Raw genomic sequence first — 6,774 nt, 5'->3', positions numbered from 1 at the left:
GCCAGACGAGCCCACTACGCCCGCCGCCTCAACCTCGAATTCCAACCATGATCACGAATGGCGGCTGTCGTACTAGGACAAAACTGTCTCTGCGGACGGCTGGGATCACCACAAAAAACGCCGATGGCGCGTGGCCCATGCCCGCAGCGACCCCCATCCGGCACGTCTTCGCCGACTCCGGCTTCGCGGGCCGCCTCTCGACTGAACCCGCAGCCTGCTGCGCATCACCATCGAGATGGTCCGCAAACCCGCCGGCCAGCGCGGCTTCGTCGTGCACCCCCGCGGCTGAGTCATCGAACGGACCCGGAACACATGGCCGCGGTGGAGCTGCCTCGCCTGGAGGAGCTGCGGACCGCCGCGGTGGAGAACAGGGTGGAGGCCGATCTCCTGCTCGGCCGGCACCGCGAGTTCGTCGCCGAGCTGATGGCGGCGTTGTGCCACAACGGACGGCAGGCAGAGGTGCTGCAGATCTTCCACGAGGGGCGCCGCCGGCTCGCGGACGAGCACGGCATGGACCCGGGAGCGTATGCCGGTCCTGAGCCGGGAGTTCGTGCTCGTCACGGTCTGACCGCTCCACCCAAAGGGACACCGGCGTCGCGAGACGCCGGTGCCCCTTCCCGGCATCACTAGCGCTACCGCAAAGCCTCGCTCCCACGGGGCTGTGCGCAGCCTCGCCGTACACCAAGGTTGAACCATGACCCGTGACGCGATCCGGCTCCGCTCCGTCACCCGCACCTATGGCGCGGGCGACGGAGCGGTGACCGCATTGAACGACCTCTCCCTGTCCTTCACCGAGGGCACCTTCACCGCCGTCATGGGCCCCTCCGGATCGGGCAAGTCGACGCTGCTGCAGTGCGCGGCCGGCCTCGACCGCCCGACCTCCGGCTCGGTGCTGCTCGGCGAGACGGACCTGACGACTCTGAACGAGACGAAGCTGACGCTGCTGCGCCGCGAGCGCATCGGCTTCGTGTTCCAGTCCTTCAACCTCCTGCCGGCGCTGACCGCCGAGCAGAACGTGGCGCTGCCGTTGCGGCTGGCCGGGCGCCGGCCCGGCCGCTCACAGGTGCAGGACGTGCTGGCCCAGGTCGGGCTCGCGGGCCGGGCCAAGCACCGGCCGGGCGAGATGTCCGGCGGCCAGCAGCAGCGCGTCGCGATCGCCCGGGCGCTGATCACCCAGCCCGAGGTGCTCTTCGGCGACGAGCCCACCGGCGCGCTGGACTCCACCACCAGCCGCGAGGTCCTGACGATGCTGCGGGCCATGGCGGACGAGCAGCGGCAGACGATCGTGATGGTCACCCACGACCCGGTCGCCGCGTCGTACGCCGACCGCGTCGTCTTCCTCGCCGACGGGCACCTCAACGGCGAGCTCGAGGCGCCCACGGCCGAGGCCGTCGCCGCCCGGATGACCCAGATGGAGACCATCGCGTGCTGACCGTGACCCTCAGCACCATGCGGACCCGCTGGGTGACGCTCGTCGGCACGTTCGTCGCGCTGGCGCTGGGCGTGGCGCTGATCGCCACGATGGGCCTCGGGCTCGCGTCGACCCTCGACGCCCCCGACCAAAAGCCCGAGCGCTTCGCCGGCGCACCGGTCGTGGTGCGCGGCGCCGACGAGCTGCGAGTGCCCTCGCCGATCGGTGACCGCACCCAGCCCCTCGCCCAGCCGCGTGGCGTCGCGCCCGAGGTCGCCAAGGCGCTCGCCGCGAAGGCCCCCACGGTCGCCGACCGGTCGTTCCCCGTGCGCGTGGCCGGACCCGGCGGCGACGACGGCCTGGTCGGGCACCCGTGGTCGATCGCCGCGTTCGGCGGATACCGGCTGACCGCCGGGCACGAGCCCCGCAAGCCCGCCGAGGTGGTGCTCCCCGGCGACGCGTCCCTGGTCGGCAAGGCGGTGCCGGTGCGCACCCCGGCAGGGCTGAGCACGCGTACGGTCGCCGGCGTGGTCGCGCCGGCCCGCTTCGAGGAGCCCATCTTCTTCACCGACGCGGAGGCCGCCAAACTTTCACCGCGCATCGACAACCTGGTCGTGCAGGCAGCGCCCGAGATGGTGCGTACGGTGGTCGGTGCCGGCTCGGACGTCCAAGTGCTCACCGGCAGCGACCGGCACAAGGCCGACCCGGAGCCCAACCGCGACCGCGACGCCCTCATCGCCATGAACGCCCTGCTGGGCACCGCGGGCGGCGTCACCACGTTCGTGTCCGTCTTCGTGGTGGCGTCCACCTTCGCCTTCGCCGTCGCCCAGCGGCGCCGCGAGATTGGGCTGATGCGCACCGCTGGCGCCACCCCGCGGCAGGTGCGTTCGATGATGTTCATGGAGGCGGTGATGGTGGGCGTGCTCGCCTCCGTCGCCGGGTGTGTGCTGGGCTCGTACGGCGCCCCGTGGCTCGCGAGCCTGCTCGTCGACGAACAGCTCGCACCCCCGTGGTTCACCATCGGGGCGTACACCTGGCCGTACCACGTGGCGTTCTGGACCGGGCTGCTCGTCGCGCTGTGCGGGGTCACGGTCGCCACGGTGCGGGCGGGGCGCATCCGTCCCGTCGAGGCGCTGCGGCAGGCCTCGGTGGACACTAAGGCCATGACGCTGGGGCGCTGGGTCTTCGGTGCCGGCCTGCTCGCCACCGGGCTCGGCATGCTCGTCTGGCGGCTGCTCGTCGACCCGGGCGACGCGCTGCACCGCAAGACGTACACCACCCAGCCGATGCTGTTGATCACCGCGGTGGCGCTGCTCGCGCCGATCCTCGTGCGGCCGCTGATCCGGCTGCTCGCGTGGCTCCCGGCCCAGTTGCCCGGCGCCACCGGCATGCTGATGCGCGAGAACGCTGCCGCCAGCGTACGGCGCACCGCGGCGATCGCGGCGCCCGTGCTGGTGACCGTGGCGCTGGCCGGCTCCCTGCTGGGTGCGACGGCGACCATCAACGAGGCGAAGGCGAACGAGATCCGGGAGCAGACCCGCGCCGACCTGATCGTGCAGGCCGACGACGCCGCAGGGGGTTTCGCCGCCCAGACGGTGGCACGGGTCCGTCAGGTGCCCGGAGCCACGGTAATGGCCAGCGCCGCCACCGCCGTCTACAACCTCGAGGAGGGCACGGCGCTGATCCGCTCGGACGCGCAGGCCGTCGACCCGGGCGAGCTCACCGCGGCGCGCAAGCTGCCGGTGCAGGCCGGCGACATCGCCGACCTCGACGACAGCAGCATCGTCGTCAACGAGGAGTGGGCGCAGCACACCGTCGGCGAGCAGGTCGACGTGTGGCTCGGCGACGGCACCAAGAAGTCGCTGCGGATCGCGGCCGTGATCGCCGCCGGCACCGGCAACAACGGCGTCTACTTGACCCCGCGCAACGCTCCCGGGGTCGCGCCGGACCGGCTGGAGGTCACCTGGGCCGCAGGCGCCGACGCGAGCGCCGGGACCGCGGCGGTACGGGCCGCCCTGCAGCCCACCGGCGCGGATGTGCAGACCCGGGCGGAGTGGATCCAGTCGGGGTACCCGAGCAACAGCCGCCAGACCCGCGTCGGCTACCTGGTGGTGCTCGGCATCGCGCTGATCTACACCGGCATCGCGCTGGGCAACACCATGGTGATGGCCACCTCAGACCGGGTACGCGACCTCGCGGTGCTGCGCCTCGCCGGTGCGACGAAGCGGCAGATCCTCATCCTCGTCGCCGTGGAGGCGATGACCGTCGTGGCGGTCGGCGCGGTGCTGGGCGCGATCGTGACGGCGGTCAACGTCCTGGGCATTTGGGGCTCACTGGCCGCCCTGTCGGTCTGGTCCAGCGTGGTGCTGCCCTGGCGGACGCTCGCGGCGACGCTAGGGGCGTGCGTGGTGGTCGCCGTGGTCGCCTCCGTGCTGCCCGCCGTCGGCGCGCTGCGCACCCGCCCGGTGGAGCTGGCCGGAGCCCGCGAGTGAGCGCCGCCCGACCCTGACCGGGCCCGGCACCGACCGCATCGGGTCGGTCCCGCCGGGAGCCCATTTCCCGTTGCGGGCTCCCGGCGACCCGAAGCACCAGTGCCCCCAGACAGTCCCGCCGGGTGCGGCCGGGATGTCTGGGGGGCACTTCGCTCAGCTGCCGCGCAACGGCTCAGTCGGACGGCTCAGGCGAACCCCTTACGGCCACGCCGGCCCGACGACCTTCGCGCCCGAAGCCCAAGCGACCCGCGCCACCGGCATCTACGTCGCCGTGGTCGACCACGACCAGCCGACCCGCAGCACGCGGTCACGGCGGTGCCCGCCGGCGACGTCGCGGCCTACTGCGGGCTCCCGTCCCAGGTGCGTCTGTGCGTGTACCGGGTGCCGACACAGCAGCAGGGCACGCCCCCACCAGCCGGGACCTTCGAGTACGAGCTACTCCTGCCACAGCACCGGCGCGCGGCCATCGAACGGACGCTGACGGCGCTGCGTCCAGCTGAGCAGTGCTCAGACGCCGCAGACCGGTTCGCTGCCCTCCATGACGCCACGATCACGGGCGACGTGGTCTACGTCGAACTCGACCACTGCCGACGGGTCCTGGCCGCACCGCTGTACGGCCCGCCGATCCTTGTCCAAGCCGACACCCCGCTCATCGAACTGCTCAGGAGGTAGTCGCCCGAGCCAGCCCGACGTCGACCTCTCCGCCGATTGTCGACGCGATGACAGGTTGCTCCACTGTCGACCGGTCAACTCGGGATGACCAGGACTAGGGAGCGCCGACGATCCTGCCTTGCATCCAGGCTGGCCGAAAAATCCGACGTAGCGACAGCTGGGCATCATCTGCAGCGCTTGACGCGCAATCAAGAGACCAAAATGCCGCTTCATCCAGGACGCAGATGAAGCGGCAGTTCAGAGCATTGTTCAGCGCGCAGGTCGACGGCCAACCATCCACGTGGTACCGCCAATAAAGATCATCCGTTACCGGATGTTACCGCCGTCACCTCGGATGATCTTCATCATCCCAGGTCAATCGGTCGGGACGGCCGGATTCGAACCGACGACCCCTTGACCCCCAGTAGTTGAGGGTCCCAGCGGCGTGCTCAAGCACGTTCTCCCAGGTCGCTGATTAGCATACTCGCCCGAGTAAAGGAGTCGATAGCCTGCGGTTCCTCGACTATGGCCTATCGCGGAATGCCTGGCCACCTTCGGTCTCGAAGCTGCGGCGACCTGTGCGGGCGGCGCTCACCTACCCCGCCTGCACGGAGCTTGCGATCGGACCGCCTTCGCTCTGCTTAAACGCCGGTACCTGCCGAAGCAGCGGAAGATGATCCACTCTACCTTCGAGGGCCAGACTCGAAGGCGATGTCCTTCTTCCAGGACTTGCGTCCGCCCGATGACCATTGCGGACAGCTTTGGGAATAGCACCGCCAGTACCAGGAGCCCGCTCCTTTGCGGCGGAGGTCAACCGAGTCACCGCCGCAAGCACCGCATCGTGGTGGCTTCGAGAACTCTCTTGCGTGTTCGTGCTCCAGAAGCTTGCGTGCGAAATGAGCGCCGCGCATCGTCACCATAACCTCGCGCGTCCAACTCTGAGATAGCGAGTTGAGGCTGCCGAGAAGCACGGTCTGCTCATCGATGATGACGATCTTTTGATGCATGACGTTGACCTCGACGACAGCTTGCAATACCGAGCGAAGATCGGTCAGGTACTTCTGGTACGTCGGTTTGCGCTGCAGGTTGTCGCCGGGATCGCGAACGAAGAGGGTCACCCGGACACCCCGTGCGACAGCATCGGCGAGCGTCGGCAGGATGAATTTGACCCTAGTGGCCGTCCATGGCGCCCAGATCCAGATTGATCGACGTGCGGCCGTGAGATGGTCGGCAAAGACATCGTAGAACGTTCGCTCATCATGGATGTCGGTCAACCGGACGTGTTGCGCCAGAAGCTCAGCCAGTTCTCCGGTGAAGGTGCCGGCGAGCACCGACCGGACTTCGTCAGGAGCCGTGGTAGGGGTGATCAACATCGCGGCCGGAACGACCCTGGCCCGCCGGCTTCGGATCAGGCCGGCGACGATGCTGAGCGGTGTGCCGGCCGGGGCCTCGTTGATCTGTCTCCGGCTTCCAATGAGGTAGAGCCGAGTTTGGGTACGAGTGATCGCGACGTTGAAGAGCCGGAGGCCCTCTTGCTCCCAGCTCCCTCCGCCGCGGCTGGCCAGCGCCATCCAGCGCTTGTCGTACTCGTCCTCGACCATGTCGAACACGACGACTGGGAACTCCCGCCCTTGGAAGCGGTGTGCCGTACCGACCTCCGTACCTACGGACGACGTGCTCTCGTGGTCGCGCAGGGCCTCAAGGGTAGCTTCAACCTGCTTGCTGTAGGGCGTGACGACCCCGGTGCGTTCCCCGCGCGCCTGGTGATAGTCGGCAAGGACTCGAGCGAGCAGCGCTCCTGCCGGCCACCAACCGCTCCGCCGTTTGACCGGTCGGACACGCGCGATCTCTCCGAGCCCGTCGACGTCGACAAGGACGATCTCTGGGTCATCCTCGACGTGTTCGCGGATCTTGCCGCCGGGCTTCAGGAGCCCGTCATAGGCCACGGCATTTACCAGACTCATGATCTCGGGCCCGAACCGGTGCTGCACGTCCAACGCGGTGCAACCAGGATTACTCATGGCCTCTTGAGGCGAGGTGATCCCGCAATGCGCGAACACGTCGGGAAGCAGCCATCGGTGGACGTCCGGCCGGTTGGCGCGCTTGACGTCCTCGTTCCGAATGGCTCCGAGCTGCATGAAGTCGCCTAGGGGCTGTGTCGAAGTCGGCTGCAGGTGCCCGAGGGTGAGGAAGTTTCGGCGTGGCGGTGATCGATAAGTA

The 6,774-nt window shown here is 69.1% G+C and carries 5 protein-coding genes; 4 read left to right on the top strand and 1 reads right to left on the bottom strand.

Translation table 11 applies throughout. The features are described from left to right. Positions 1–312 precede the first annotated feature (312 nt). From ACLQ29_RS35270 to ACLQ29_RS35255, 4 genes are all read left to right on the top strand, one after another. Positions 313–630, top strand: a complete 318-nt coding sequence (locus tag ACLQ29_RS35270) for a BTAD domain-containing putative transcriptional regulator (RefSeq protein ID WP_425775686.1) — start codon at positions 313–315, stop codon at positions 628–630. A gap of 64 nt (positions 631–694) precedes the next feature. Continuing rightward, on the top strand, positions 695–1,432 hold the full coding sequence (locus tag ACLQ29_RS35265; protein WP_425775685.1) for an ABC transporter ATP-binding protein: 738 nt from the start codon (positions 695–697) through the stop codon (positions 1,430–1,432). Next, positions 1,426–3,903 carry an FtsX-like permease family protein gene (locus ACLQ29_RS35260; RefSeq protein WP_425775684.1) on the top strand — a complete coding sequence of 826 codons (2,478 nt, stop codon included), beginning with the start codon at positions 1,426–1,428 and terminating at the stop codon, positions 3,901–3,903. The genes ACLQ29_RS35265 and ACLQ29_RS35260 overlap by 7 nt, the downstream gene beginning before the upstream one ends. Before the next feature lie 372 nt (positions 3,904–4,275). Further along, positions 4,276–4,575, top strand: coding sequence for a hypothetical protein (locus ACLQ29_RS35255; protein ID WP_425775683.1), 300 nt, complete (start codon positions 4,276–4,278; stop codon positions 4,573–4,575). Between the two features lie 662 nt (positions 4,576–5,237). Here the strand turns inward: ACLQ29_RS35255 and ACLQ29_RS35250 are convergent. Further along, on the bottom strand, positions 5,238–6,774 hold a 1,537-nt coding region (locus ACLQ29_RS35250), incomplete at its 5' end, for an AAA domain-containing protein (protein WP_425775682.1).

The sequence above is a fragment of the Micromonospora sp. DT228 genome, assembly GCF_049841595.1.
Classification (GTDB): Bacteria; Actinomycetota; Actinomycetes; order Mycobacteriales; family Micromonosporaceae; genus Micromonospora.
Note: the sequence above shows the minus strand (reverse complement) of the source record. Positions and strands in the feature narration are given on the sequence as shown.